This window comes from Leclercia sp. M-A074-M (assembly GCF_965195605.1).
Classification (GTDB): Bacteria; Pseudomonadota; Gammaproteobacteria; order Enterobacterales; family Enterobacteriaceae; genus Enterobacter.
Map to the genome: position 1 here is coordinate 77814 of NZ_CBDAHM010000011.1, position 25606 is coordinate 103419.

Here is a 25606-nt window from a genome sequence, read left to right on the forward strand (position 1 = left end):
TACCCGGCACAATTTTTACAGCTTCGGACCCGCACTCACCAACGCCGCACCCGCTGGCGTATCGGTGTACTTCTCAAAGTTTTGCACAAACAGCTTCGCAAGCGTGGTGGCTTTTTCCTGCCACTGCTCCGGCGACGCGTAGGTGTTGCGTGGGTCGAGGATATGGCTGTCCACGCCCGGCAGTTCGGTCGGGATTGCCAGATCGAACATCGGCAGGGTGAAGGTTTCCGCATCATCCAGCGAACCATTCAGAATGGCGTCGATAATGGCGCGGGTATCTTTGATGGAGATACGTTTGCCAGTGCCGTTCCAGCCGGTGTTGACCAGATACGCCTGGGCACCCGAGGCCTGCATGCGTTTCACCAGCACTTCGGCGTACTGCGTCGGGTGCAGCGACAGGAAGGCTGCGCCAAAGCAGGCGGAGAAGGTAGGCGTCGGCTCAGTCACACCCCGTTCGGTACCGGCCAGCTTGGCGGTAAACCCGGAGAGGAAGTGATACTGCGTCTGGCTGGCGGTAAGGCGTGAAACCGGCGGCAGCACACCAAACGCGTCGGCGGTGAGAAAGATCACCTTGGTCGCGTGGCCCGCTTTTGAAACAGGCTTAACGATATTGTCGATGTGGTAGATAGGGTAGCTGACGCGGGTGTTTTCCGTTTTTGACGCATCGTCAAAATCGACCGTGCCGTCAGCACGTACCGTCACGTTCTCCAGCAGCGCATCACGGCGGATCGCCTGGAAGATATCCGGCTCCGCTTCAGCCGACAGACGAATGGTCTTGGCGTAACAGCCGCCTTCGAAGTTAAACACGCCGTCGTCATCCCAGCCGTGCTCGTCATCGCCAATCAGGCGGCGTTTCGGATCGGTGGAGAGAGTAGTTTTACCGGTGCCGGAGAGGCCAAAGAAGACCGCCACGTCGCCTTTCTCGCCCACGTTCGCCGAGCAGTGCATGGAGGCAATACCTTTTAACGGCAGCAGGTAGTTCATCACCGAGAACATCCCTTTCTTCATTTCGCCGCCGTACCAGGTGCCGCCGATAAGCTGGATACGCTCCGTCAGGTTAAAGGCGACAAAGTTTTCCGAGTTCAGCCCCTGCTCTTTCCACTGCGGGTTGGTGCATTTCGCACCGTTCATCACCACAAAGTCAGGCTCGAAGCTCTGTAACTCTTCCTCGGTCGGGCGAATGAACATGTTCTTCACGAAATGGGCCTGCCAGGCGACCTCAGTGATAAAACGAACGGAAAGGCGGGTATCGGCGTTGGCACCGCAGTAAGCGTCGATAATGAACAGACGTTTACCGGAAAGTTGTTGGGTGACGAGGGATTTCAGATGCTGCCAGATTTCAGGGGAGATCGCTTTGTTGTCGTTCTTCCCTTTGCCCTTATCCGCCCACCAAAAGGTGTCGCGGGTGGTGTCGTCACGAACAATGTACTTATCTTTCGGCGAACGGCCGGTAAAAATACCGGTGTCGACAGCGATAGCGCCGGTCGTCGTCAATATACCGCGCTCGTATCCTTCGAGTGCTGGATTGAGCTCTTCCTGATAAAGCGTATCGTAATCAGGGTTATAGACGATATCGCGAGCGTCGTTGATACCATAAGCCTTGAGATCTTGCGGGGTTAAACCATTAACACGCATATCACTGCTCCTTAGCCAATTTATACTGCCTGAAATTGTAGGGGTTTTCTTCGAATGTTAACCGCGACCGGGCTCATAGATTTGCGTATCTGGACAAAAACCCTTTATGACGGAAAACGCTGTGACTCCTGTCACTTTGCGGTGCAGATTATGGCAGGAATCACTTTTCGGTTGGGGAAAATGTTCCGAAAAGGTTAATGAGCGATAAATTAAACTGCGAGAATGTGAATGTAAGCGCATACATGAAAGAAAATTACGAAAGTCTTACATCACTGATAACGATTCAGCAGATTGGGGTAAATAGTGAATGAAATTAATGAGTAGGGGAGGGGGAAAGGTTAACTGCCCCCTCAAGAGGGCAGTTAACGGCAGGACTTAGTGCAGCTGCGGATCGGCCGGGGAGGCGTTGTTGCGGATCTCGGCAATGTCCATTGCGTTAAAGACGTAGTGAGAGCCGCAGTAATCGCAGTTCATGTCGATTTCGCCATCTTCTGCCAGGATGCTGTCAATCTCTTCATCCGGCAATGTTTTCAGCGCACCCGCGCAGCGTTCACGGGAACAGGTGCACTTGAACTCGACATCCTGCGGATCGTAGAGCGTCACCTCTTCTTCGTGATACAGACGCCACAGTACTTCGTTCGCCGGTAAGGTGAACAGCTCTTCGGCTTTGATGGTTTCAGTCAGGGTGGCCAGGTGATCGAAATCATCTGCCTGCGCGTTCTGGGCTGGCAGTACCTGGAGCAGCATCCCGCCGGCACACGGCTGGCCGTCGACTTCGCCGGTACGGATAAACAGGCGCGTCGGCAGCTGTTCGGAGCGCAGGAAGTAGTCTTCCAGGCAGGCTGCCAGCGTATCGCCTTCCAGACCGACGACCCCCTGATAGCGCTCGCCCTCTTCCGGGGAGATGGTGATCACCAGGTAGCCATTGCCCACCAGCGTTTTCAGGTCTGCGTTTTCAGGGATATCGCCCTGTACGCGCGCCACGCCGCGCATCTGCTGCTGGTTGTTGCCGTTGATCACCGCCAGGCTCATCGGGCCATCACCCTGCAGCTGCACGGTGATATCACCGGCAAATTTCAGGGTCGCAGTCAGCAGGCTGGTCGCGACCAGCAGCTCGCCCAGCACGGTTTTCACCGGCAGCGGGTAGTTGTGGTTTTCCAGGATCTGTTTCCAGGTTTCGGATACGGTAACCAGCTCGCCGCGAACGGCAAATTGTTCAAACAGATAGCGGTGTAATTGGTCGTGTTGGGCCATAGTCATCTCTCGTTCAGCAAGAATCACTCATTCTCGCCATTTTTAAATTTAATCAGATCGCGACGTTCTTTCTTGTCAGGGCGTCTGTCGGGATGCGGCATGGTCAGGGCATTCAGCTTTCGCGCCTGCGCCATCTTTTCGCGCTTCTCCACGCTTTCTGCCGTCTCTTCGTACAGGGTGCTGGCTTCCACTGCCGGGCGACGTTGTTCGGTCACGTTCTTCACGATCACCGTCCGCTCGTCGTTGCCCTGACGCAGGGTCAGGGTGGCGTTCAGCTCCACGAGCTTGCTCGGCTTGCTGCGTTGCCCGTTGTAATGCACCTTGCCGCCTTCAATCATTTCGCGGGCGAGGGCGCGCGTTTTGTAAAAGCGGGCAGCCCATAACCATTTATCCAGTCTTACCCCTTCAGAGGGTTTCTCTTTCATGGCGTCTCCTTCACGGTGAGTGAGGGGATCATCCGGCGATAGTCGTTCATCCCCGGATGTCGCAGATAGCTTTTTTCAGCCAGGCCAGAATCAGGATTGGTCACGCCAAGGCAATAACGAATGCCAAATTTTGCCGCCGCATCCAGAATGGGTTCGCTGTCATCAATGAACAACGTTCTTTCTGGCTGCAGGCCGGTCTCTTCTGCCACCGCCTGCCACAATCGCTGATCCTCTTTCGGATAACCAAATGTGTGGGTGGAAAGTAATAAATCAAGGTGTGAACCCAGCCCGGTATGTTCCAGCTTCACCGCCAGATTATGCGGGTGCGCGTTGGTCAGCAAAATGCGCCGCTTGCCGCTGGCTTTGAGTGCCTCCAGAAAGGGGACGGTATCTTCACGCAAAACGGCGCGCGGGCCCTGAGCAGTGGTCATGGCACAAATATCCAGACCAAGGCGTTCGCTCCAGTAGTCCAGACAGTACCAGTTTAGCGTATGTTGTACGGCGGTATATTGCTGGCGTATGAATTCCTGCGCCTCCAGCGGGGTGATCCCTTGCTGCTCGCCGTAGGTTTCCGGCACCAGTTTTTGCCAGAAGTAGTTATCAAACGCGAGGTCCAGCAGCGTGCCGTCCATATCCAGCAGAACGGTATCAACGTCCTGCCAGGCGATATCAAGATGCATAGGGAATACTCCAACTCCAGCCAGAAGAATCGTGCGCGACAGGGTAGCATATCTGCTCGCGCACAGAGGTTATCCGATCAGGCTCTCAGGGGTAGGAACAAGCTTCGGATTGAGGCAATTTTCGTAGTACTGCTGGATCTCCGCCAGGCGGGTGCGCGAGCGCTGGTAGCGGCGTAACGCCATCACGCCGTTCCAGATAATGCAGACCACCATCGCCAGCATCAGCAGCGAAGTGGCAATGTAGCGCCATAAAACGGCGCTATCCGGTATCCGGTGCAGCTCGATATGACGGGTGCCATTGGCATCGGTAAAGATGCCGGTGACAATCCCTTCGGCGCTGAACGGCGTACGCATCAGCATCTGCGCCAGTCGTTGAAACTCTTCCCACTGCTCCTGCGCAGGGTAGTCATACAGCGCTACCGGCGGGTAGGGCTGATCGACCAGATCGCTGCCTTCATCGCTGACAATCACAAAGCCGCCGGGTGCCGGGCTGTTAAGCGCCTGCGCGGCACGTGAAGTTTCGCGCATAACGAATGGCGCGGTAGAGGTGGCGACCAGGTTTTCCAGCGACTCGGCGCTCACCGGACGCAGCAGGACGTTAACACCATCAAGACGGCCATTCGTGGCACGTTTCACCAGCGCTTCCCAGTCTTTGCTGTTGCCGAGGTTCACCAGCGCGTTCTTCAGCCGGATGCACTCATCCGCCTCTGCGCACAGATCCTGGGTCTTCAGTACGATATCGCCAAAATCATCCAGCAGGATCATGCCCGATTTCTGAATGGCGGAGCGCAACGCCGGGCTGACTCGCGTTATATCTTCCGGTTTTGGATGGAGCGGTCGGCTCAGGGCCTGGGTCAGCGCCGTGGCTTTGTTAACCGTGTCCGATTCCGGCAGCGGCAGCGGGGCCGCGTCATTCCAGATCAGCTGCGAGCAGTCAAAAGGCGCAAAAGGCGAACTCTGGCGGGCGTTCCAGTTGCCCGGCGCGTGGATATTACACATTCCCGTTCCCTTCAGATTCAGCGTATCGCCGACACGCACGCCGGCGTTTTCAAGCTGCTCGACGCTGGTGGCCTCGATGGTCTGGGCGCCTTTGATCCACGACAGGGTAAATTTAATCGGCATATCCAGCGGCACGAGGAAAATCAGCATCGCCAGCACCAGCGCTGCGCCACAGGCAATCACCGTGCTGCGCAACCAGTGCTGCAGCGGGAAGTTTTTCACTTCGTCATGCAGGGATAAGTAACGTCCCTGGCGCACCACATGCCTGTCCAGATAGATATCAACGTCGGTCTTTTGCCCTAAATCCTGGGCCAGCCACGGCTGCCAGTGGCGCGGGTAGATCAGGTCAATAATGCCCATCGAGATGTTGTTGACGTGATCCTGATCGTTTTCGCCAAACAGACCCCAGCGCTTTGGCGTTCCGCGCAGGCAGTGGATCTCACGCAGCGCGTTTTTCGCTGGCGGGGCAAATAATCCCCATAAGCCCGCCGCCAGCAGCAGCACGCCGCCACCGGCAAGCCACGGAGCAAACACATCCGGGCTCAGCAGGCAGAAGAAGAACAGCAGGAAGGCGGCGACAATCAGCAGCGCTTCACGAATGCCATCCGGGCGGCTGAGGGCATACTCTTCGTGGGTCTCCTGACGAATGTTCAGCAGCTCGATCTGCTCTGTCTCTTCGCCACGAATCGACGCCTGGGTTGAGCTGACATGTTCCAGCGCCAGATGCGGCGCTTCCTGGACATACTCGGCGATGGAGTGGCCGTTCAGGACAATCACCAGCGGGATAGTGTCGGTGTGGATCAGCTCAACGCTGTTTTCATCATTGATGTACTGCTCCCAGAACGGCGGCAGGTGCACTTCGATGGAGTCGAGGTAGTAGCGCCATTTATTGGGATCGTCTGTAGTAATGCCATAGCGGGTAATGGAGCGCGTCAGGCAGAGCACGGTATTGCTCTCAGCGTTCAGGCTTAACGAGACCGGGGCCGCGCTGGCACCTGTCGCAGGCATCTGCTGAATGCGGTTAAACGACTCGAGATATTGCTCAATCGCGCTGCGCTCTTCGGCGGCGAGTTTACGTGTGCTCGCCCCGGTAAAGGCGTTGAGATAAGGCAGGCGATATCGACGCTGCGAACGACGTCTGAACAACCACCCTGCAATCAATGCGCAGGCCAGCATAGCAGCGATAATTATTAAAATGGTGCTCATGCTTTCCCCATCTTACTTTTCTTACAGGTGTAGTCAGTAGCACCTTATAACAGTGAATGCGTGTCTGTGGTTGGCTATCGGCATGTAAGGCGTTGAACTTGAGCAATTTGAAGCGCATCCCAGTGTTCGCTGATGATAGCAAAGGCAACCGTGGCGGAATATCAGCAAATTCCTGGAATAATTTCAACCTATTGACTTTTGTGTTGAAATGCGTAATGAATCTGATTAGGTTGCACAAATGTAAATAAAGCGCGAATGACATTGCCGAAACCGTGCGGCGTATCGCACAATGAGGCCAGTTCACCCAGCAAAGACCCGTCAAAATGAGCAAACCCTTACAAAAGCCCACTATCCTGAATGTGGAGACCGTCGCCAAATCGCGGCTGTTTAACGTTGAGAGCGTGGACCTGGAGTTCAGTAACGGCGTGCGCCGCGTCTACGAGCGTATGCGTCCCTCCACGCGCGAAGCCGTCATGATTGTGCCTATTGTCGACGAGCATCTGATCCTGATCCGCGAATACGCGGTGGGAACGGAATCTTATGAGCTGGGCTTCTCCAAAGGACTTATCGATCCCGGCGAGTCGGTTTATGAAGCTGCGAACCGTGAACTGAAAGAAGAGGTAGGTTTTGGCGCAAAGGAGCTTACCTTCCTGAAAAAACTCAGCATGGCGCCCTCCTATTTCTCCAGCAAGATGAATATCGTGCTGGCGGAAGATCTCTATCCTGAATCGCTGGAAGGCGATGAACCTGAACCGCTGCCGCAGGTACGCTGGCCGCTGGCGCATCTGATGGATCTGCTTGAAGAGCCCGATTTTAACGAAGCCCGAAACGTGAGCGCACTGTTTCTGGTGCGGGAGTGGCTGAAAGGGCAGGGAAGGCTGTAGCGGAAAGTCCCCCTCCACAGGGAAGGGGGAGATAGATCAGAAGAGTTCTTGCGTTTCGCCGTTATCTATCAACGTTGTACCCACCTCATGCACCACCTGATGCGTTGGCTGCGTACCTTCGATGAAATACTCCTCACGACTGTTACCCCCGTTAGCCAGCTGACCGCTGCTGCGATCGATATTGACCGTTACGATGCCCGGCGGTGGCGTGAGCGGCTCTTCCGGTACGCCATCAAGAACGATCTTCATAAAGGCATCCCACGCGGGCTGCGCGCTTTTGGCTCCGCCCTCGTAACCGGAGATCTGATCTTTAATCGCCCCGGAAGCCGTGGTACGACCTAAATCGCGACGGTGATCGTCAAAGCCGATCCACACCGAAGTGACCGCGCCCGGGCCATAACCTGAGAACCAGGCATCTTTGGAGCTGTTGGTGGTGCCGGTTTTGCCGCCGATATCCTTGCGCTGCAAATCACGACCGGCACGCCAGCCTGTACCCTGCCAGCCCGGTTCACCAAAGATGTTGCTGTTCAGCGCGCTCTTGATCAGGAACGCCAGCGGAGTGTTAATCACGTGCGGGGCGTACTCCTGAGCACCGGTCTGGGCGACCAGCGCCTGGTTCGCCTGCTGGAGCTGCGGCATCGGCACCGCCGCATTTTGCCGCTCCTGTGAAATCGCCACATCCTCCATGTCCTGGTTGTTCAGTGCGTCTGACTTAGGCGTATCGCCATAGATGACGGGAATGTCACACTCGGCGCAGGCGATCTTCGGCTTGGCCTCGAACAGCACGCCGCCCTGGTCGTTCTCGATTTTGCTGATGAAGAACGGATCGACCAGGAAGCCGCCGTTGGCCATCACCGCATAACCGCGGGCGACCTGTAGCGGGGTAAACGACGCGGAGCCCAGCGCCAGCGACTCGGTATGCACAATATTCTGCGCCGGGAAGCCGAAGCGCTGCAGGTACTCCGCCGCATAATCGACGCCCATGGCACGCATGGCGCGCACCATCACTACGTTTTTCGACTGCCCCAGTCCCTGACGCAGGCGAATCGGACCCGCGTACTCTGCCGGTGAGTTTTTTGGCCGCCAGTCGGAACCGGCCCCGGCATCCCAGCGGGAGATCGGCACGTCATTGAGAATACTGGCGAGGGTTAGACCCTTGTCCATTGCCGCGGTGTAGAGGAACGGCTTGATATTGGAACCGACCTGACGCAGCGCCTGAGTGGCACGGTTAAACTTGCTCTGATTGAAGTCGAAGCCGCCCACCAGCGCCAGGACCGCGCCGTTATGCGGGTCGATAGAGACCAGCGCCGAGTTAACGTCCGGGATCTGTCCCAGCCACCAGGCGTCATTAACCTGGCGGACCCAGATTTGCTGGCCCACCTGTACTACGTCGGTCACTTTGCGTGGCGTCGCGCCCTGCTGTGTATCAGAGCGATACGGACGTGCCCAGCGTACCCCTTCCATCCGCAGCGACACGGAGGTGCCGTCGGCGAGCATCGCCGTGGCTTCCTGCGGATTGGCCTGGGTCACCACCGCCGCCACGAAGGGCCCATAGCCCGGCAGCGGCTTCAGGGTGTCGGTAATTTTTTTACTGCTCCAGGCGGATTCACCCACCTTCCACAGCACGTTTGACGGGCCGCGGTAGCCGTGGCGCATATCGTAATCAATGACGTTGTTACGCACCGCCTGCTGCGCGCCCTGCTGGATGTTGCGGCTGATGGTGGTGTAGACGCGGTAGCCATCCTCGTAGGCTTGTTCGCCGTAGCGGGAGACCATCTCCTGACGAACCATTTCACTCAGATAGGGAGCGGAGAAGGCAATTTCCGGCGCGTGATAGTTGGCATCAATCACCTCACTGCGCGCCTGATCGTACTGCGTCTGGCTGATATAGCCCTCGCTCAGCATACGCGACAGCACCACATTGCGACGTGCTGTCGCGCGATCCAGCGAGTAGAGCGGGTTGAAGGTAGAAGGCGCCTTCGGCAAACCGGCGATGGTCGCCATTTCACTCAGGGTCAGCTGTTCGATGGATTTACCGAAATAGACCTGCGCCGCCGCGCCCACGCCATAGGCACGGTAGCCGAGATAGATCTTGTTGAGGTAAAGCTCAAGGATCTCATCTTTATTCAGCAGCTGCTCAATGCGGATCGCCAGGAAGACTTCCTTAATCTTACGCATCAGCGTTTTTTCAGGGCTCAGGAAGAAGTTACGCGCCAGCTGCTGGGTGATGGTACTCGCCCCCTGCGAAGCATGGCCGGAGAAGAGCGCCACGCTTGCGGCACGGAAAATCCCCACCGGGTCGACGCCGTGGTGCTCATAAAAGCGGCTATCTTCTGTGGCAATAAAGGCTTTCACCATTTCTGGCGGAATTTGATTCAGCGTCAGCGGGATACGCCGCTTTTCGCCGTACTGGGCAATCAGCTCGCCATCGGCGCTATAAACCTGCATCGGGATCTGAAGGCGTACGTCACGAAGCGTAGCGACATCAGGCAGTTGCGGCTCAATATATTTGTACAAACCAAAAATCGAGCCTGCTCCAAGCAGAATGCAACAGACTGCAAGGATCAATAAATACTTTACGAACTTCACTGGAGATTTCCCATTTAGTTTGAACTGGGCAGTTTCTAAACAATCGCGCGGTAGTATAAAGGCAAGCCTGTAGCATTGATATAGCCGTTATCCCCCCGGACGATAAGGAGATCGTGAAACATGGTATTTAAAACATGGCGAACAGGCGTTCATATTCAACAGGATAAGGTGCTGGCCGTCGCGCTGGTACGCAGAAAGTCGGGCTGGGGGCTGCGCCGCTGGTGGCAGCTCCCCCTCGCGGAGGGTGTTATCCGCGACGGGCAAATTCTTCAGCCCGAACAACTGGCTGCAGCGCTGCGCGAGTGGCGACAGTGGCTGCCTTACCAGCATCAGGTACTTCTCGCCTTTCCGGCCGCCCGCACCCTGCAACGCACCTTTCCGCGCCCGGCGATAACCCTGCGCGACAGCGAAGAGACGGCCTGGATTGGCGCGGCCTTGAGCCGCGAGCTGGAGATGGCACCCGATGCCCTGCGTTTTGATTATGCGGAAGATACGTTCAGCCAGGGGTATCAGGTTACCGCGGCACAAAATAAAGAGATCGCCACGCTGCTGGAGCTGGCCCGGGTGTTGCGTCTGCGGCTGACCGCGATCACACCCGATGCCGGGGCGCTGGCCCATTTTCTGCCTTTTGTAGACGCGCCTGCCCAGTGCGTTGCCTGGCGCGATCGGGATCAATGGCTATGGGCGATGCGTCACCAGTGGGGCAGGCGTGGGCTGGCGGAGGCGCCCGATGTTGAAAGCCTTGCAGCCCTGCTGGCGCTAAGGGTTGAGGAGATCGCCTGCTGCGATATGCGCAGTTTCGACCCCTGGAACGTGTTGTCCCACCGGCAACCGCCGCTGCCTGAAAATGGCGCGGATTTTAGCGTCGCACTGGCGTTAGCGCTGGCGACGGGAGGCTATGCGCGATGAGCGCGGCCAATCTGCTGCCGTGGCGTCAGCAACAAAAACGCCACTGCCTGCGCTTCTGGGGCTTGCTGTTCACCGGCTCGCTGCTGGTAACGCTGGGGCTCTGGACCGCCCGGCGGGCCGACGCCCCGCTGCAAGCGCAGGTTTTCGCGCAGCGACAGGCCAGCGATGTGGCGCTGAGGCAGGCGCTGGCGCAGCGGCAAACGCAGTGGACGGCGCGTATTGTTCAGCGCCAGCAACAGCAGCGCTGGGCGCAAAAAAAAGCGCAGACGGAGGCATGGCAGACGATCCTCATCGCCCTGGCCCGCGCCCTGCCGGAGCAGGCATGGCTGGCGCAGCTCCGTTTCCAGCACTCTACCCTCTCCCTGAGTGGCTACGCCGCCACGTTACCGGCGCTTGCGGCGCTGGAGAGAGCGCTACGCCAGCTGCCGGGGTTTACCCCCGCCGCGCCCGGCGAGATGCGCCAGGACGCGCAGGGGCGCTGGCAATTTAGCTGGGCGCTGACCCGCAAGGAGCAGGCTGATGCGGATCCCTCCTGACATCTGGTACGCGTTGTCCCCGCGCTGGCGCTGGCTGTGCTGGGGCCTCAGCTCAGGGTTGATGCTGCTCTGCGTGATCGGGGGGCAGCTAGGCATGCAGCAGCAACAGCTTGCCACGCATCAGGCTCAGCACGCGCGTGACGCGGCGATCAACGGCCGCTTATGGACCGCGGTGCGTAAGCTCTCGCCCGTTGAGGAGGCGCCATCGTCCGTGGCGTCACGGCCCTTTTCGCCGCTGGAGTTCGATACCGGTGAGCTACGCATGGTGCGCTGGCAACCCGTCAGTGCTGGAGGCGAACTGGTGGTCGAGGCGGTCTGGGGGCAGATCCCCGGGCTGTTTGCCACTCTCGCCCAACGCGACGTGGCGGTGGCGCGTTTCACGCTCCAGCCAGAACAGCAAAAGCTGCGCCTCACCCTGCACCTGGAGCGCCAGAATGCGGGTTAGCGGTGGCGTACTGCTTCTGCTGCCGCTTCTTCTCGGCATGCGCGATCCGTTTCAGGCTCCGGTGTCACGCTGCCCCGATGCAGCCCTGAGCCAGTGGCATTATGCCGGGCTGGTATCCGGCGCGGTGCCGGTGGGCATCGTCAGGGATGAAAAGTCCCGCTGGTTGCGGGTGCGTCGCGGCGACACGTTGCCTCAGGGCTGGCGGGTAAGGGTGCTGGATGAAAAGGAGTTGGTCATCGACACGTCTGAGGCGTGTGAACCGCCGTTATGGCGATGGCAACGACAAGGAACGAAACAGGATGAAAAGAGGGATGGTGGCATTGCTGCTGATCGGCGGCCAGACGCTGGCAGCGGAACCGTTGGCCGTGAATCTGGTCGTGGATGATGTGCCGGTCGCCCAGCTTCTGCAGGCCCTGGCGGAGCAGGAGAACCGCAATATGATTATCGCACCGGACGTGAGCGGCAATGTCTCTCTGCGTCTGCAAAAGGTTCCCTGGTTACAGGCGATACAGACGGTGGTGACCAGCGCCGGGCTGGTGATGCGCCAGCAGGAGGGCATCTTTTATATCCACAGCGCCGCCTGGCAACAACAGCAGCAGGCCAGAAAAGAGGCGGAGCGCGCTAAGCGTCAGCTCAGTGTGCCGCTGGAGGCGCGCAGTTTTTCTCTCTCCTATGCGGATGCGGGCGATCTCAGGCAGGCTGCCGAAAAGTTCCTCAGCCCAAAAGGCAGCCTTGCGGTGGACAAACGCACCAACCGTCTGCTGGTGCGCGACAGCCGGACTGCGCTGGATGCGTTACAGCACTGGGTGGGGCAGATGGATCTGCCGGTAGCCCAGGTCGAGTTGGCGGCACACATTGTCAGCATGAGTGAAAAAAGCCTGCGGGAGCTGGGCGTGAAGTGGAGTCTGGGGCAGGCGCAGCAGCCCGGTAAGCCCGGTGAGCTGACGATACTCAACAGCGATCTTGCGGTGACCAACGCCACGACGCAGGTGGGTTTCACTATCGGCCGGATTAATGGCCGGTTGCTGGATATTGAGCTCTCCGCCCTGGAACAAAAACAGCAGGTGGATATTATCGCCAGCCCGCGTCTGCTGGCGTCGCACATGCAGCCTGCCAGCATTAAACAGGGGAGTGAAATTCCCTATCAGGTCTCCAGCGGAGAGAGCGGCGCGACGTCGGTGGAATTTAAAGAGGCGGTACTGGGTATGGAGGTGACCCCGGTGGTGCTGGCCAATGGACGTGTACGCCTGAAGCTGCGCATCAGCGAGAACAGCCCGGGCCAGGTGCTGAAGCAGGCCGACAGTGAAACCATGACAATAGACAAGCAGGAGATCGAAACCCAGGTAGAGGTCAAAAGTGGTGAAACGCTGGCCTTAGGTGGAATTTTTTCTCAGAGACATAAAAGCGGGAGTGAAAATGTGCCAGGCTTGAGCCGTATCCCTATCCTGGGGCAGTTTTTTCGCCATCAGGGTAAAGACAACGAGCGCCGGGAATTAGTGGTTTTTATTACCCCTCGTCTGGTTGCGACACCCTGATAAGCGGTAACGCCCCACCTGATTTTGCATTCTGTTTGTTGCAGATGTTTGACGTGGGGCATTAATTAGCATACAAGGAGTACCGATTTGAGAATCAGCCTACTCAATCTCACACCTTAACAACTTAAGCGGCAGGCAGGGTGATTTATTCTGTTGCCAAACAAGCTGGAGTATTGAGATAATTTTTAGTCTGACTCTCGCTCTATCGCATATGAGGTTTCAGTTCATGTCCTGTTACGCCAGGTATCGGCGAAGCGGGTTTACCATTAACGAATAGTCTTAGTAGTACCGAAAAAATGGCAGAGAAACGCAATATCTTTCTGGTTGGGCCTATGGGTGCCGGCAAAAGCACTATTGGGCGCCAGTTAGCTCAACAACTCAATATGGAATTTTACGATTCTGATCAAGAGATTGAGAAACGAACCGGAGCTGATGTGGGCTGGGTCTTCGATGTAGAAGGCGAAGAGGGTTTCCGTGACCGAGAAGAAAAAGTCATCAATGAACTTACGGAAAAACAGGGCATTGTGCTGGCTACTGGCGGCGGCTCTGTAAAATCTCGCGAAACTCGCAACCGTCTCTCCGCCCGCGGTGTCGTGGTCTATCTCGAAACGACCATCGAAAAACAACTGGCGCGTACGCAGCGTGATAAAAAACGCCCGTTGCTGCAGGTTGAGACGCCTCCACGTGAAGTTCTGGAAGCGCTGGCAGATGAACGCAATCCCCTGTACGAAGAGATTGCTGACGTCACCATTCGCACAGACGATCAGAGCGCTAAAGTGGTCGCAAACCAGATTATTCATATGCTGGAAAGCAACTGATTCTGGCTTTATATATACTCGCCTGCGGGTAAAAAGTATTTAAGGTGGATGTCGCGCTATGGAGAGGATTACAGTCACTCTCGGTGAACGGAGTTACCCTATCACTATCGCGGCTGGTTTGTTTAACGACCCAGCTTCCTTCTTACCACTGAAAGCGGGTGATCAGGCAATGCTGGTCACCAATGAGACGCTGGCTCCGCTTTATCTCGACCGCGTACGTCAGCTGCTTGAACAGGCTGGCGTGAAGGTCGACAGTGTGATTCTGCCTGATGGCGAGCAGTATAAAAGCCTGACGGTACTTGATACCGTCTTCACCGCATTACTGCAAAAACCGCACGGTCGCGACACAACACTGCTGGCATTAGGCGGCGGTGTTGTTGGCGATCTGACCGGGTTTGCGGCAGCAAGCTATCAGCGTGGCGTCCGTTTTATTCAGATCCCGACCACGCTGTTGTCGCAGGTTGACTCTTCTGTTGGCGGCAAAACCGCCGTAAACCATCCGCTTGGCAAAAACATGATTGGCGCGTTCTATCAGCCCGCGTCGGTGGTGGTGGATCTCGACTGCCTGCAAACGCTGCCGAAGCGCGAGCTGGCATCTGGCCTGGCGGAAGTGATCAAGTACGGCATTATTCTGGATGGCGAGTTCTTTAGCTGGCTTGAAGAGAATATGGACGCCTTATTGCGCCTGGATGGTCAGGCGATGGCGTACTGTATTCGCCGTTGTTGTGAGCTGAAAGCAGAAGTGGTTGCCGCAGACGAGCGCGAAACAGGCTTACGTGCTTTACTGAATCTGGGGCACACCTATGGCCATGCTATCGAAGCCGAAATGGGCTACGGTAACTGGCTGCATGGCGAGGCCGTGGCGGCAGGGATGGTGATGGCCGCTCGCACCTCGGAGCGTCTGGGTCAGTTCAGCAAGGCGGATACACAACGCATTATCACGTTGCTTGAGCGTGCCGGGTTACCGGTGACGGGACCGCGCGAAATGTCAGCGCAGGCCTACTTGCCGCACATGATGCGTGATAAAAAAGTATTAGCAGGCGAGATGCGTCTGGTACTCCCGCTTGCAATCGGAAAGAGTGAAGTTCGTGGCGGTGTGCCGCACGATGTCGTTCTTGGCGCTATTGCTGATTGCCAGCAAGCGTAACTATTAGAAAGGTCCGGCTGCGGTAATACGTAGCCATTTTGCTTCAGGTGATGTGCAAAGTCGTAGGCATAAGCCTTTTAGTGGGGTGTTAAATGGATGAATTCAAACCAGAAGACGAGCTGAAACCCGATCCCAGCGATCGTCGTACTGGTCGTACTCGCCAATCTTCAGAACGCGATAACGAGCCGCAAATCAACTTTGATGAGGTCGATCTGGACAATGACGATCCTCGTCCTTCGCGTGGCCGCGCCGCCCGCGAGGAGCGTGAAGAAGAGGATTATGAGTCCGAAGATGATTCAATGGACGAAGCGCCCGTACAGCGTCGCCCGCGCAAGCGTAAGGCCGCTGCGGCGAAACCCGCTTCCCGCCAGTATATTATGATGGGCCTGGGGGTGCTGGTCCTGCTGCTGCTGATTATCGGCGTCGGCTCCGCACTGAAAGCCCCGTCCACCTCGCCTGCTGAACAAACTGCTTCCGGCGAGAAGAGTATCGATCTTTCCGGCAGCGCTGCCGACCAGGCAAATGGCTCGCAGCCAGCGCCAGGCGCTACCTCCGCAGAGAATACGCAGCAGGAGATCTCTCTGCCGCCTGTTGCCTCCACGCCGACTCAGGGCCAGTCTCCGGCTACTCCTGAAGGCCAGCAGCGCGTTGAGGTTCAGGGCAATCTGAATAACGCCCTGACGCAGCCGCAGAGCGAGCAGCAGGTTAACAATGTAGTGGTGAACTCCACCCTGCCGACCGAGCCTGCGACCGTAGCGCCAATCCGTGGTGCTACCGGGCAACAGCAGACGGCGGCGGCAGAATCTGCGCCACGTCAGACTAAACCTGCGCAGCATCAGGAGCGTAAGCAGGCGGTAATTGAGCCGAAGCGTGAAGCGAAGCCGCAGCCTGTTGCGAAAGCAGAAGCGCCTAAAGCAGCCGCGCAGCCGAAGCACACTGAGACGGCAACCAGCGCCCCGGCGAAAGCGCCTGCGACAACCGCGACGGCACCGAAAGCAACGCCAGCGCCGACCGCAACAGCATCGACGCCAGCGGCGAGCGCCCCGGCGGCTTCTGCCAGCACCGGTAAATCGACAGGGAACGTGAGTTCACTGAAGTCTGCGCCGTCCACCAACTACACGTTGCAGCTGAGCAGCTCTTCCAGCTATGACAACCTCAACGGCTGGGCGAAAAAATCGAACCTGAAAAACTTTGTTGTCTATGAGACCACCCGTAACGGTCAGCCATGGTATGTGCTGGTAAGCGGTGTGTACTCATCGAAAGACGAAGCAAAACGCGCGGTTGCCACACTGCCAGCCGACGTTCAGGCGAAAAATCCGTGGGCGAAGCCGATCCGTCAGGTTCAGTCCGATTTGAAGTAATCTGTGAAGCGCAGGATGCTGTCGGAGCTTTCTCCACAGCCGGAGAAGGTGTAATCAGTTAGTCAGCATGAAAAAAAATCGCGCTTTTTTGAAATGGGCAGGGGGGAAATACCCCCTGCTCGATGATATTCAAAAACACCTGCCAGACGGCGAGTGTCTTGTCGAACCCTTTGTTGGTGCGGGCTCGGTATTTCTCAATACCAACTACTCCCGCTATATCCTTGCGGATATCAACAGCGACCTGATCAGTCTTTACAACATCGTAAAAGAGCGTACCGATGAGTACGTCGATGAGGCGCGCAAGCTGTTTACGCCAGAGAACAACACCCCGGACGTTTACTATCAGCACCGCGCTGAGTTTAATCAGTGCCAGGATAAGTTCCGCCGTGCGCTGCTGTTCCTCTATCTTAATCGCCACGGTTACAACGGCCTGTGCCGGTATAATCTGCGTGGTGAATTCAATGTGCCGTTTGGCCGCTACAAGCGTCCCTATTTCCCTCAGGCCGAGCTGTATCACTTTGCTGAAAAAGCGCAGAATGCAGAGTTTTATTGCCTCTCGTATGAAGAGTGTATGAACCTTGCTGACGTCAATTCGGTGGTTTACTGTGACCCCCCGTACGCACCGCTGTCTGCTACGGCGAACTTTACCGCTTATCACACCAACAGCTTTAGCCCTGCCGAGCAGGCGCATCTGGCGGGGATGGCGGAAAAGCTGGTCAGCAAAAGTATCCCGGTGTTAATTTCGAATCACGATACGCCCGATACGCGCGAATGGTACAAGGCCGCGGAGCATTTTCAGGTCAAAGTCCGGCGCAGCATCAGCAGCAACGGCGGCACACGTAAAAAGGTGGACGAACTGCTGGCACTCTATCTGCCCTGAGCCGTTTCGCCCGCCGTTAAACAAAGTTCAAGGAGATGCGGATGAAACAGTATTTGATTGCACCCTCAATTCTTTCGGCTGATTTTGCCCGGCTGGGCGAAGATACCGCGAAAGCACTGGCTGCCGGTGCGGATGTCGTTCATTTCGACGTTATGGATAACCACTACGTGCCTAACCTGACCATCGGCCCGATGGTCCTGAAGGCGCTGCGCAATTATGGCGTGACCGCACCGATTGACGTGCACCTGATGGTAAAACCGGTCGATCGCATCGTGCCAGATTTTGCCGCCGCGGGTGCCAGCATCATCACCTTCCATCCTGAAGCCTCCGAACACGTTGACCGTACGCTACAGCTGATCAAAGAGCACGGCTGTAAGGCGGGCCTGGTCTTCAATCCGGCCACGCCGCTGAGCTACCTGGATTACGTCATGGACAAGCTGGACGTGATCCTGCTGATGTCCGTTAACCCGGGCTTTGGCGGGCAGTCTTTCATTCCGCATACGCTGGATAAACTGCGGGAAGTACGTCGCCGTATCGACGAGTCTGGCTTTGATATCCGCCTCGAAGTGGATGGCGGCGTGAAGGTCAGCAACATCGGCGAAATCGCGGCGGCGGGGGCAGATATGTTTGTCGCGGGTTCGGCTATTTTCGATCAGCCGGACTACAAAAAAGTCATTGATGAAATGCGCAGTGAACTGGCGAAGGTAAGTCATGGATAATTTGCAGGCAATTCGGGGTGTTGCATTTGACCTCGACGGTACGCTGGTGGACAGCGCACCGGGTTTAACCGCGGCGGTCGATCAGGCGCTGTACGCGCTGGAGCTGCCGGTGGCGGGCGAAGAACGTGTGGTGACGTGGATCGGTAACGGGGCTGACGTGCTGATGGAGCGCGCGCTGACCTGGGCGCGCCAGGAGCGTGCTGTTCAACGTGCGGCGCAGGGCAAGCCGGGTGTCGATCATGCAGACATCCCTCAGGAAGAGCAGGTGCGTATCCTGCGTAAGCTGTTTAACCGTTTTTATGAAGAGACGGTGGAAGAGGGTAGCTTCCTGTTCCCGGATGTGGCCGCTACGCTGAGCGCGCTGCATGCTCAGGGTCTGCCGCTAGGGCTGGTGACCAACAAGCCGACGGCGTTCGTCGCCCCGCTGCTGGAAGCGCTCGATATCGCTCACTATTTCTCGGTTATTGTCGGCGGCGACGATGTGCAGAACAAGAAGCCGCATCCCGAACCGCTACTGCTGGTGGCAGGAAAATTATCCTTACCGCCTGAAGCGCTGCTCTTTGTGGGTGATTCGCGCAATGATATTCTGGCTGCCAGGGCCGCAGGCTGCCCGTCCGTTGGCCTGACTTATGGCTATAACTACGGTGAATCCATTACGCTGAGTGAGCCGGATTTTGTCTTCGACCACTTCAAAGATTTGTTGCCCGTTCTCGGGCTTTCGCACAGTGAAAATCAGGAATTGAAAAATGACTAAGCCCATCGTATTTAGTGGCGCACAGCCCTCAGGTGAACTGACCATTGGCAACTATATGGGTGCGCTGCGTCAGTGGGTTGGCATGCAGGATGATTACCACTGCATTTATTGCATCGTGGATTTGCACGCTATCACCGCGCGTCAGGATCCTGAGAAACTGCGTAAGGCCACGCTGGATACGCTTGCGCTCTATCTGGCCTGTGGTATCGACCCGGAGAAAAGCACCATTTTCGTTCAGTCTCACGTGCCGGAGCATGCGCAGCTGGGCTGGGCGCTGAACTGCTACACCTACTTTGGCGAACTGAGCCGCATGACCCAGTTCAAGGACAAATCGGCCCGCTATTCGGAAAACATCAACGCCGGTCTGTTTGATTACCCGGTGCTGATGGCCGCTGACATTCTGCTCTACCAGACCAACCAGGTGCCGGTGGGTGAAGATCAGAAGCAGCATCTGGAGCTGAGCCGCGATATCGCCCAGCGCTTTAACGCGCTGTATGGTGATGTCTTCAAAGTGCCGGAGCCGTTTATTCCGAAGTCCGGCGCCCGCGTGATGTCCCTGCTGGAGCCGACCAAAAAGATGTCCAAGTCGGACGATAACCGCAACAACGTTATCGGCCTGCTGGAAGATCCGAAAGCGGTGGTGAAAAAGCTCAAGCGTGCGGTGACCGATTCGGACGAGCCGCCTGTGGTGCGTTACGACGTGCAGAACAAAGCGGGCGTCTCTAACCTGCTGGATATTCTCTCTGGCGTGACGGGCCGTACCATTCCGGAGCTGGAGCAGCACTTCGAAGGTAAGATGTATGGCCATCTGAAAGGTGAAGTGGCTGAAGCGGTTTCCGGCATGCTCACCGAGCTGCAGGCGCGCTATCACCAGTTCCGCAATGACGAAGCTTACCTGCAGAAGGTGATGAAAGAGGGCGCCGAGAAGGCCAGCGCACGCGCCTCAGAAACCCTGAAAGCGGTCTACGAAGCGATTGGGTTTGTGGCGAAGCCTTAAGCTTGTTTGCCGGGTGGCGGCTTCGCCTTACCCGGCCTACGGGATATAAAAAAACCGGGAATTTCCCGGTTTTTTTATTGCCTGCGAAACGGTTACTGATTCGCTGCCGGGCCGCAGCCACCGATGATCTTAGAGATGGAGATCGCCGGGTGCAGCAGGTAATCGTAGCTGCAGTTATTTTTGGTGTTTTGCACGTGGCCAGTGCACGCCGTCAGGGTTGTTAAGATGCCTGCAACCAGGGCAATCTTTGCCAGTTTAAACATAACGCTTCCTTGTCTGTAACGTGAGGGAATATATAGAAAATGTGCTTTCGCGGAAGGTATGTTATCGGCAGCGTCAGGAGAGGAGTAGTCCATTACAGGACTACTCATTTAGCGGGGAATATGTTCAGCCTGGCTTAATGGTTTGAAAACCAGTTGAGTTTGTCACGCAGCGCCACCACGCGACCCACCACGATCAGCGCCGGGCTTTCAACCTGCTGCGCCAGCTCGCCCAACTGGGTTAACACGCCGCTGACCACGCGCTGTTTAATCGATGTGCCGTTCTCTACCAGCGCAACCGGCATTTCTGCATCCATGCCATGTTCAAGCAGTTTCGCCTGTATCGTCGCCGCCTGGTTCAGCCCCATATAGAAGACCAGAGTCTGTTTTTCTGCGGCCAGGTTATGCCAGTCCAGCTCGCTGCCGGTTTTCAGATGGCCGGTAACCAGACGTACGCTCTGGGCGTAATCGCGATGGGTCAGCGGAATGCCGGAATAGGCGGAGCAACCGGAGGCTGCGGTAATGCCCGGCACCACCGAGAAGGGAATGCCCGCTTCGCATAGCGTCTCCAGCTCCTCGCCGCCGCGCCCGAAGATAAACGGATCGCCGCCTTTCAGCCGCACCACGCGTTTACCCTTCTGGGCTTCACGCAGCAGGATCTGGTTAATCTCTTCCTGCGGAACGCAGTGATAACCTGCGCGCTTGCCGACAAACACCCGGTCGGCATCCCGGCGCACCAGGTTCATAATGTCGTCAGAGACCAGGCGGTCATAGACCACGATATCCGCCTGCTGGATCTGCTGTAGCCCTTTCAGGGTTAACAGGCCGGCATCACCCGGACCGGCACCCACCAGCACCACTTCGCCCCGGTGATCGAGCGGGGCATTGATCAGTTGCTCGGTGGTTTCATCCACGGCCTTTTGATCCTGATTCGCCAGCGACTGCGCCAGCCGGTCGTTCACAAAGAATTTTTCCCAGAAACGACGGCGTTCGCCCACGGTGGCAAACTGCTTTTTCACACGGCTTCGCAGCTGCCCCGCATACTGGGCCACCTGGCCTAAATGCTGCGGCAGAATGGCTTCCAGCTTTTCACGCAGCAGGCGCGCCAGTACCGGCGAGGTGCCACCGGAGGAGACAGCGACCATCAACGGCGAGCGGTCGATAATCGACGGCATGATAAAGCTCGCCTCTTTCGGCGCATCCACCACGTTGCAGAAGATCCGCCGCGCTTCACAGGCGTCGCTGACGCGCTGGTTAACCGCATCGTCGTCGGTGGCGGCGATGGTCAGCCAGCAGGTATCGAGCAGCGTTTCGTTGAACTCACCCTCAACGAGGGTGAGCATCCCTTCCTGCGCCCACACGGTGAATTGCGGGGCGAAGTCGAGGGCGTTGACGGTAAGTCGGGCACCTGCGTCTAACAGCAGGCGGGCTTTGCGTTCAGCCACATCGCCACCACCTACGAGCAGGCAGTCACGATTGCGTAATTGACAGAATATTGGCAGGTGATCCACGACATTACCTCTTACTGGTTGGCTTTCGCCTGAACGGTTGCGATGGTTGCAGGAGTCGGACGCTCCGCTTTAGGGGTAGCATACCAGTAACCCCAACCCATAAATACAACCCCGGAAAGGGTATTGCCAAGCGTTACCCACAACAGGTTATGGCCGATACCTGACAGGGTATACGCTTCGCTGTGGTGACCGAACCAGGAGAGGGCAAACAGCGTCATGTTGGCGATGGAGTGTTCGTAGCCAGAGGCGATAAAGGCCAGCAGACACCACCAGATAGCGATGAACTTCGCGGCGCCGTCAGTACGGATTGCCATCCAGATAGCCAGGCAAACCAGCCAGTTACAGAGCGCGCCTTTAAAGAAGAGCACCATCGCCGGGGCGGTAGTTTTTGCCAGCGCGACGGTGTGCACGAGGCTGGTATCGACCGGCAACAGGCTTCCGCCGCCCCAGCTATACAGCAGCGCGACAAACACCGAGCCCACCAGGTTACCGAGCCAGGTCTGCGGCAGAATGCCCCACATCTGGCCCTGAGTGATGGTGCCCGCTTTGACACCCAGCGTCAGGAACATGGTGTGACCGGTGAACAGTTCAGAACCGGCGATGATGACCAGGGTTAAAGCGATCCCGAAGGTGGCGCCCATCACCAGCGGACGCACAGACGGGTCGACGAGGTTACCAAGAGTGAAAATTAAAATGATCCCCAGGCCGACATAGGCGCCCGCCATGGCGGAGCTGATCCAGAAGCCGAGAGGACTGTTTTTACTGAGGCGTGCAATCCGGGCAGCGTTAGCCGCACACTTATTGATGGTGTCTGTAAACATTTGATTATCCAGAATAGTAATGAAAGAAAGAATAAATACGTTGTAGGCCGGATAAGGAGCCTGCTCCGCCACCCGGCAACTGCCCGGCGGCGCAGCGCTTGCCGGGCCTACAACATCAAAATCAAAACAAATAGCGGGGGCATTGCGCCCCCGTTTCAATCAGCCTCTCAGCTGCACCTTGCCGTCCTTCACGCGAACGTCATAGTGTTTAACGGAGCGGGTTTCGTCTTCCATACAGTGGCCGTCGCTCAGGCGGAAGCGCTGCTTTTTCAGCGGGCTGGCAACCCACAGCTCCCCCTGATGCTCAGCGATAATCCCACGGGAAAGCACGCTGGCCTCAAAGAACGGGTCGATATTGCTGATGGCAAAAACCTGTTCGTCGTGGCGCGGACGGAAAATGGCAACCTGCTCATGACCTAACAGCGCGCATACGCCGGTGGCAGGCAGGATCTCGTCGATGTTGCAGATGTTTACCCACTGGCTCATACGTTTTCCTCCACCAGCATCACCGGAATACGTTCATACGGCGTTGCCGGGCGATGCTGCTCGCGCTCAGGCACGACCTGCACGCTCGGATCGCGCTGGTTGCTGTTGATAAAGTGTTTGAAGCGAACCTGCGCCGACGGGGTGTTGACGGTTTCTGTCCATTCGCAAATCACGGCGTCGCGAAGGCGAGCCATCTCTTCTTCCAGCGTCGCGTTCAGGCCGAGCTTGTCGTCGATGATGACGGACTTCAGGTAGTCGATGCCGCCTTCCAGGTTATCCAGCCACGGCGCGGTACGGGTCAGTTTGTCCGCGGTACGGATGTAGAACATCATGAAGCGGTCGAGGTATTTGATCAGCGTTTCACGGTCGATATCCGCCGCCAGCAGATCTGCATGGCGTGGTTTCATCCCGCCGTTACCGCAGACGTACAGGTTCCAGCCTTTCTCAGTGGCGATGATGCCCACATCTTTACCCTGCGCTTCGGCACATTCACGGGTACAGCCGGAGACGCCGAACTTCATTTTGTGCGGGGTACGAATACCTTTGTAGCGGTTTTCCAGCTCGACGCCGAAGCCGACGCTGTCGCCCACGCCGTAACGGCACCAGGTGCTGCCGACGCAGGTTTTCGCCATACGCAGCGCTTTGGCATAGGCGTGACCGGTTTCGAAGCCCGCTTCAATCAGCTGACGCCAGATTTCCGGCAGGTCATCTTTCTGCGCACCGAACAGGCCGATACGCTGGGAGCCGGTGATTTTGGTGTAGAGGTTAAATTCGCGGGCGATGCGGCCGACCGCCACCAGCCCTTCCGGGGTGATTTCGCCGCCGGCAGAGCGTGGGATCACCGAGTAGGTGCCATCTTTCTGGATGTTCGCCAGGAAGTTGTCGTTGGTGTCCTGCAGCGGCGTGTGCTGTGGTTTGAGCACATACTCATTCCAGCAGGAGGCCAGCAGAGAACCGACGGTCGGTTTACACACTTCACAGCCATAACCCTGGCCATGTTTTTGCAGCAGCTCGTCGAAGGATTTGATGCCTTCCACGCGGATCAGGTGGTACAGCTCCTGGCGAGAGTAAGCGAAGTGCTCGCACAGGTTGTTGTTCACTTCGATACCCTGTTTCGCCAGCTCGGCGTTGAGCACCTGGGTCACCAGTGGGATACAGCCGCCGCAGCCGGTACCGGCTTTGGTTTCCGCTTTCAGCGCCGCCACGGTGTGGCAGCCTTTGTTGATGGCAGAAATCAGCATGCCTTTGGTGACATCGAAGCAGGAGCAGATCTGCGCGCTGTCCGGCAGCTTATCGACACCGATAGAGGGTTTGCCGCTGGCCGCATGAGCAGGCAGGATCAGCGCATCCGGGTTCTCCGGCAGTTCGATAGCGTTCAGCACCAGCTGCAGCAGGTTGCCGAAATCGCTGGTGTCACCCACCAGCACCGCGCCGAGCAGGGTTTTGTTATCTTCGCTGACGATAAGACGTTTATAGACCTCTTTGCTTTCGTCGAGATAGACGTAGCTGCGGGAGTTTGGCGTACGGCCATGCGCATCGCCGATACCGCCTACGTCCACGCCCAGCAGTTTCAGCTTGGCGCTCATGTCCGCGCCTTCGAAGGCGTTTTCATTGCCGAGGATATGGTCAACGGCGACCTGCGCCATTTTGTAGCCAGGGGCGACCAGACCGTAGACGTGGTTTTCCCAGCTGGCGCACTCGCCGATGGCGTAGATATCCGGATCGGAGGTCTGGCAGGTAGAGTTGATCATGATCCCGCCGCGCTGGGCAACCGCCAGGCCGCACTGGGTGGCCAGCTTGTCGCGCGGGCGAATACCGGTGGAGAAGACGATAAAGTCGACTTCCAGCTCGCTGCCGTCGGCAAAGCGCATGGTTTTACGCGCCTCGGTGCCTTCCTGCACGATCTCTTTGGTATTTTTGCTGGTGTGAACTTTCACACCCATGCTCTCAATTTTGCGTTTGAGCTGCTCGCCACCCATGTGGTCAAGCTGCTCTGCCATCAGCATCGGGGCAAATTCGATGACGTGGGTTTCAACGCCTAAGTTCTTCAGTGCGCCAGCGGCTTCGAGGCCGAGCAGGCCGCCGCCGACCACCGCGCCGCGTTTACTGCGACGGGCGCAGGATTCGATGGCGTTGAGATCTTCAATGGTGCGATAGACGAAGCAGTCCTGGGTTTCCGAGCCTTTGATCGGCGGGATCCACGGATAGGAGCCAGTCGCCATGATCAGCTTGTCGTAAAAAACCGTGCGTCCCGCACTGGAATGAATCACTTTTTCCTGACGGTTGATGGTGATAGCGCGCTCGCCCACCAGCACCTTCACGCCATGTTTCTCGTAAAAACCTTCGCGCACCAGAGAGAGCTCCTCGGCGGTGTGGTGAGAGAAATAGGAGGAGAGGTGCACGCGGTCGTACGCCTTACGGGGTTCTTCACAGAACACGGTAATGTCGAACTGGGCGGCATCGGCTTTATCGAGTAGATCCTCAATAAAGCGGTGACCGACCATGCCGTTACCGATAATAGCGAGTCTGACTTTGCTCATTTTTGCCTCGATTTCTTTTCTATTACTGCCTACCTTAACGATTCAGCAACGGCGCTTATTGATGCAAATCAAATACGCCTTCAACTACTCCTTAGTGGGTAGATGCCTGATTTGTCAGGTTTTTTATAAGTCGTGGAAATCGCAGGCTTTTCATAATCGATGATTATGTGTACAAATCAGGAGGCTAATTTTTAATTTCAGCTACTCCTGAATTT

General features: G+C 57.1%; 24 protein-coding genes. 13 read left to right on the forward strand and 11 right to left on the reverse strand.

Annotation, left to right across the window (positions count from 1 at the left end):
* Positions 1–15 precede the first annotated feature (15 nt).
* From pckA to ACOKCT_RS19855, 5 genes are all read right to left on the reverse strand, one after another.
* Positions 16–1635, reverse strand: a complete 1620-nt coding sequence (pckA, locus tag ACOKCT_RS19835; RefSeq protein ID WP_159340219.1) for a phosphoenolpyruvate carboxykinase (ATP) — start codon at positions 1633–1635, stop codon at positions 16–18.
* A gap of 375 nt (positions 1636–2010) precedes the next feature.
* A complete protein-coding gene (hslO, locus tag ACOKCT_RS19840) occupies positions 2011–2889 on the reverse strand; it encodes an Hsp33 family molecular chaperone HslO (protein ID WP_103177312.1) in 879 nt (292 codons plus the stop codon).
* A gap of 23 nt (positions 2890–2912) precedes the next feature.
* A complete protein-coding gene (gene hslR / locus ACOKCT_RS19845; RefSeq protein WP_103177311.1) occupies positions 2913–3314 on the reverse strand; it encodes a ribosome-associated heat shock protein Hsp15 in 402 nt (133 codons plus the stop codon).
* On the reverse strand, positions 3311–3994 hold the full coding sequence (gene yrfG / locus ACOKCT_RS19850; protein ID WP_103177310.1) for a GMP/IMP nucleotidase: 684 nt from the start codon (positions 3992–3994) through the stop codon (positions 3311–3313). The genes hslR and yrfG overlap by 4 nt, the downstream gene beginning before the upstream one ends.
* A 69-nt stretch (positions 3995–4063) precedes the next feature.
* On the reverse strand, positions 4064–6199 hold the full coding sequence (locus tag ACOKCT_RS19855; RefSeq protein ID WP_420193805.1) for an intracellular growth attenuator family protein: 2136 nt from the start codon (positions 6197–6199) through the stop codon (positions 4064–4066).
* Between the two features lie 323 nt (positions 6200–6522).
* Between ACOKCT_RS19855 and nudE the strand changes: the two genes are divergently transcribed.
* Complete coding sequence (gene nudE / locus ACOKCT_RS19860) at positions 6523–7083, forward strand: ADP compounds hydrolase NudE (RefSeq protein ID WP_039031517.1); 561 nt, start codon at positions 6523–6525, stop codon at positions 7081–7083.
* 36 nt (positions 7084–7119) lie between these two features.
* On the opposite strand, the gene mrcA is transcribed toward nudE, so the two are convergent.
* Positions 7120–9672, reverse strand: a complete 2553-nt coding sequence (gene mrcA, locus ACOKCT_RS19865) for a peptidoglycan glycosyltransferase/peptidoglycan DD-transpeptidase MrcA (protein WP_103177308.1) — start codon at positions 9670–9672, stop codon at positions 7120–7122.
* Between the two features lie 120 nt (positions 9673–9792).
* Here mrcA and ACOKCT_RS19870 point away from each other — a divergent pair, with 120 nt between their 5' ends.
* The 12 genes from ACOKCT_RS19870 to trpS all read left to right on the forward strand — a co-directional run bounded on the left by ACOKCT_RS19870 (position 9793) and on the right by trpS (position 19773).
* Positions 9793–10581, forward strand: a complete 789-nt coding sequence (locus tag ACOKCT_RS19870) for a DNA utilization protein HofM (protein WP_180209769.1) — start codon at positions 9793–9795, stop codon at positions 10579–10581.
* Positions 10578–11117 (forward strand): PilN domain-containing protein, encoded by a 540-nt coding sequence (locus ACOKCT_RS19875; protein ID WP_103177306.1) that lies wholly within the window; start codon positions 10578–10580, stop codon positions 11115–11117. Before ACOKCT_RS19870 ends, ACOKCT_RS19875 begins: the two co-directional genes overlap by 4 nt.
* On the forward strand, positions 11101–11562 hold the full coding sequence (locus tag ACOKCT_RS19880; RefSeq protein WP_103177305.1) for a HofO: 462 nt from the start codon (positions 11101–11103) through the stop codon (positions 11560–11562). Before ACOKCT_RS19875 ends, ACOKCT_RS19880 begins: the two co-directional genes overlap by 17 nt.
* A complete protein-coding gene (locus tag ACOKCT_RS19885; protein WP_103177304.1) occupies positions 11552–11947 on the forward strand; it encodes a HofP DNA utilization family protein in 396 nt (131 codons plus the stop codon). The genes ACOKCT_RS19880 and ACOKCT_RS19885 overlap by 11 nt, the downstream gene beginning before the upstream one ends.
* Positions 11862–13097, forward strand: coding sequence for a DNA uptake porin HofQ (gene hofQ, locus ACOKCT_RS19890; RefSeq protein ID WP_420193806.1), 1236 nt, complete (start codon positions 11862–11864; stop codon positions 13095–13097). Before ACOKCT_RS19885 ends, hofQ begins: the two co-directional genes overlap by 86 nt.
* Before the next feature lie 296 nt (positions 13098–13393).
* Entirely contained in the window at positions 13394–13915 is a 522-nt protein-coding gene (aroK, locus tag ACOKCT_RS19895; RefSeq protein ID WP_003861630.1) for a shikimate kinase AroK, read from the forward strand.
* Between the two features lie 58 nt (positions 13916–13973).
* A complete protein-coding gene (aroB, locus tag ACOKCT_RS19900; RefSeq protein ID WP_103177302.1) occupies positions 13974–15062 on the forward strand; it encodes a 3-dehydroquinate synthase in 1089 nt (362 codons plus the stop codon).
* A gap of 92 nt (positions 15063–15154) precedes the next feature.
* A complete protein-coding gene (gene damX, locus ACOKCT_RS19905) occupies positions 15155–16423 on the forward strand; it encodes a cell division protein DamX (RefSeq protein WP_103177301.1) in 1269 nt (422 codons plus the stop codon).
* 67 nt (positions 16424–16490) lie between these two features.
* On the forward strand, positions 16491–17303 hold the full coding sequence (gene dam, locus ACOKCT_RS19910; RefSeq protein WP_103177300.1) for an adenine-specific DNA-methyltransferase: 813 nt from the start codon (positions 16491–16493) through the stop codon (positions 17301–17303).
* Between the two features lie 41 nt (positions 17304–17344).
* A complete protein-coding gene (gene rpe / locus ACOKCT_RS19915; RefSeq protein WP_103824819.1) occupies positions 17345–18022 on the forward strand; it encodes a ribulose-phosphate 3-epimerase in 678 nt (225 codons plus the stop codon).
* Positions 18015–18776, forward strand: a complete 762-nt coding sequence (gph, locus tag ACOKCT_RS19920; protein ID WP_103177298.1) for a phosphoglycolate phosphatase — start codon at positions 18015–18017, stop codon at positions 18774–18776. Before rpe ends, gph begins: the two co-directional genes overlap by 8 nt.
* Positions 18769–19773 carry a tryptophan--tRNA ligase gene (gene trpS, locus ACOKCT_RS19925; protein WP_103177297.1) on the forward strand — a complete coding sequence of 335 codons (1005 nt, stop codon included), beginning with the start codon at positions 18769–18771 and terminating at the stop codon, positions 19771–19773. Before gph ends, trpS begins: the two co-directional genes overlap by 8 nt.
* Before the next feature lie 92 nt (positions 19774–19865).
* On the opposite strand, the gene ACOKCT_RS19930 is transcribed toward trpS, so the two are convergent.
* From ACOKCT_RS19930 to nirB, 5 genes are all read right to left on the reverse strand, one after another.
* Positions 19866–20036: a YhfL family protein gene (locus ACOKCT_RS19930; RefSeq protein WP_032614785.1), complete on the reverse strand. Its 171-nt coding sequence runs from the start codon at positions 20034–20036 to the stop codon at positions 19866–19868.
* A gap of 134 nt (positions 20037–20170) precedes the next feature.
* Entirely contained in the window at positions 20171–21544 is a 1374-nt protein-coding gene (cysG, locus tag ACOKCT_RS19935) for a siroheme synthase CysG (protein ID WP_103177296.1), read from the reverse strand.
* An 11-nt stretch (positions 21545–21555) separates the two neighbouring features.
* A complete protein-coding gene (nirC, locus tag ACOKCT_RS19940; RefSeq protein WP_103177295.1) occupies positions 21556–22365 on the reverse strand; it encodes a nitrite transporter NirC in 810 nt (269 codons plus the stop codon).
* Positions 22366–22524: 159 nt separating this feature from the next.
* Entirely contained in the window at positions 22525–22851 is a 327-nt protein-coding gene (nirD, locus tag ACOKCT_RS19945) for a nitrite reductase small subunit NirD (protein ID WP_103177294.1), read from the reverse strand.
* Positions 22848–25391 (reverse strand): nitrite reductase large subunit NirB, encoded by a 2544-nt coding sequence (gene nirB / locus ACOKCT_RS19950; protein WP_103177293.1) that lies wholly within the window; start codon positions 25389–25391, stop codon positions 22848–22850. The genes nirD and nirB overlap by 4 nt, the downstream gene beginning before the upstream one ends.
* Positions 25392–25606: the final 215 nt, after the last annotated feature.